General features: G+C 44.6%; 3 protein-coding genes and 1 pseudogene. All 4 read right to left on the reverse strand.

From position 1 onward, the window contains the following. Positions 1-259: 259 nt before the first annotated feature. Positions 260-850 carry an HD domain-containing protein gene (locus RIG27_RS26965; RefSeq protein ID WP_446347998.1) on the reverse strand — a complete coding sequence of 197 codons (591 nt, stop codon included), beginning with the start codon at positions 848-850 and terminating at the stop codon, positions 260-262. 87 nt (positions 851-937) lie between these two features. After that, positions 938-1,087 (reverse strand): hypothetical protein, encoded by a 150-nt coding sequence (locus tag RIG27_RS26970; protein ID WP_446348000.1) that lies wholly within the window; start codon positions 1,085-1,087, stop codon positions 938-940. Between the two features lie 11 nt (positions 1,088-1,098). Further along, entirely contained in the window at positions 1,099-1,869 is a 771-nt protein-coding gene (locus tag RIG27_RS26975) for a DUF3386 family protein (protein ID WP_446350253.1), read from the reverse strand. 85 nt (positions 1,870-1,954) lie between these two features. Continuing rightward, a pseudogene (locus RIG27_RS26980) lies at positions 1,955-2,429 on the reverse strand (Uma2 family endonuclease); the annotation flags it as partial.

The following is a 2,429-nucleotide window of genomic DNA, read 5'->3' on the forward strand; positions in this document are numbered from 1 at the left end:
CACCTCGGCTTCGCTCGGTGTTGACCCTCAACAGGGAAGCGGCAGGGCACTAAAAACAAGCGCTTGAAGAAACTTATACCGTTGAGTTTTGCCTAGGTTTGTTTACTTGTGAGCAGATATGACTAGGTTTTTGGAAGCGGCTAAAGGTTGTATGCGATCGCACGGTGGCGATTTAGGTATACCTTTGACTAAGTTAGGGCGGGTTTAGTTACATCCGGGTGACAACCAATGATAGAGGTAAAACCCGCCCCTACAAAGATCAACACTCAGAATTCTTGTCAGCTACACCTGCTAATAATTCTAATTCACTCACCACCCGATCCAATTCGTCAACAATCGGCATAGAACCCTGGGTACGAAAGGCTTCAATTAAAGAGCGGTAATACCACAGTGTACCCTCTTTACCCCCATGAAAGCGTTGCCATAAATTATCCCCTAAAATGCGATAATCTTTAAGAATTGACCAAGCATTATGCAGCTTATCAGCAGCAGACACCAAACGCACGGAAGCCGATGCAGTAGGAATATGGGCAATATAAGCTGCTTTGCGCTGACGCCAAGGAGGTTTAGGTGTGGTATCAGCGTCGGTACAACCGTCCACAATCTCGGTAATTGTATCCCCGAAGCGGCGACGAATTTCCTCACGGGTTGCTGCACCGCCTTGGTCTTCAATGGCATCATGGAGAAGGGCTGCGATCGCTTCCTCTTCATTTGCCCCATATTCTAAGGCAATACTAGCAACAGCTAACAGGTGGGCGATGTAGGGAACGCCATTCCCTTTGCGGGTTTGGTTAGCGTGGAGTTCAGTGGCAAAGGTTAAGGCGTCGGTAAACCGTTGGGAGAGTTTCATGGAAAAATTAAGGCAAAATCTAAATTCAAAGGGAACAGGGAACAGGCAACAGGGAACAGGGAACAGGGAACAGGGAACAGTAAGGATTTAAAGCTTGTTAACCTTTATTAGTACCATGTTGATCATATCGAGAACTTGACCTGATACGTTACGGATTTCTCGAATAAAGAAGGAAATATCCATATCACTATGGACATAGATATCATACAACTCGGCGACTCGATCCCACTCAATCATTTTTTTCCTAGTTACAACGGCTGAATATCATTAAAGCGAATCCTCGTATCCGCCACAGGGTTTTCCTCTGGATTGTCCGCCTGGGCATATCGAATCGTCCGGTTCGTTAACAAATAGTAATTGCCCACCTTTTCATGAAAATCTCGCACATCTTCTTTTTCCAGAACTTCACCGGTTTGGGCATCGCGAAATGTGGTTTTAAAGTGGCTGACTAAATACCCCTCTGGAGTTTTAGTCGTGCCTAGAGTGTCAACCGTCACAGCTACATCTCCAAAGCGGCGATTCACTTGAGTGATTACATTCCCTTTAACCTTATAGTAGGAATTATCACCCACCTCGTTGATTTTCAACGCGCCATACTCGTCTTTCCCCTTTAACTCAAAGTCATTGTTTCCATGCAACTGCTCAAACGGTACTCGGCGGCGGTGAATGATTTCCATCTTAACCGTATTGGCAACTAACTCCCGCAAATTTTCCGGTTCAACATTAATAACATCCACACTTAAATCTGGTTGAACGCGAACGATTCCCTGGTCAATATCTCCTTTGTGCGTAATCGAAACCTCTGCAGAATAACCCGGAAAAATTTTATCCCAGGTATAGCGCTGATCATAAGCGTTACGAAAGGCTTCGCTGGCTGATACTGTAGCGATTTGAGTTGGATGAGTGTTTGAGATAGACTGAGCCTTCGCACTGGTTGGTAGTCCGAAGACGCAGCTAATAGTAGCGATAATTAAACTTAAACTCCAACAGATGATACGATGCTGTAATTGCTGTGTCATGATTTTAATCGATTATCGACATTGATAAATCTCCATTTTACAGTGGATGTCCATCAGCATGAGATGATTTTATCCCCCATATCTCCTAATTGTCTGGTTCTTCTCCTAACTCCCGCAATCGTGCGGCTAAACGTTCTGCGCGTTGATGTTCAGTTTCAGCCCTTTGACGTTCAGTTTCAGCCCTTTGACGTTCAGATTCAGCCCGTTGATGTTCAGATTCAGCCCGTTGATGTTCAGATTCAGCCCGTTGACGTTCAGATTCAGCCCGTTGATGTTCAGCTTCTTCGGGTAAGAAAACTAAATTCCCCTCTGAGTCATAAAATCGTAACCACGGTGCTGTTTCTCGGCTTATTGTTCCTTGCCAAATTCCTAACCATAAGCCTAAAGTTTCACACCATAACCATCCGGATTCATTAGCTACCAACGGTTGATAACGTAAATTTGCATCCAACCGCCATCCTTGTAAAGAATCGGGATTAAACGGGTCAAACACGAAATAATCGGGTGTTCTAAATGTTCCTTCGTAAATATCCTTTTTTGCCCCAATATCAGTATTAGCT

The organism is Coleofasciculus sp. F4-SAH-05 (assembly GCF_040222985.1).
Taxonomy (GTDB): domain Bacteria; phylum Cyanobacteriota; class Cyanobacteriia; order Cyanobacteriales; family Coleofasciculaceae; genus Coleofasciculus; species Coleofasciculus chthonoplastes.

What these genes read in the sequence shown, in the direction of transcription:
- RIG27_RS26965 (WP_446347998.1), bottom strand. Translation starts at nt 850, where the DNA reads ATGAAACTCTCCCAACGGTTTACCGACGCCTTAACCTTTGCCACTGAA.
- RIG27_RS26970 (WP_446348000.1), bottom strand. Translation starts at nt 1,087, where the DNA reads ATGATTGAGTGGGATCGAGTCGCCGAGTTGTATGATATCTATGTCCAT.
- RIG27_RS26975 (WP_446350253.1), bottom strand. Translation starts at nt 1,869, where the DNA reads ATGACACAGCAATTACAGCATCGTATCATCTGTTGGAGTTTAAGTTTA.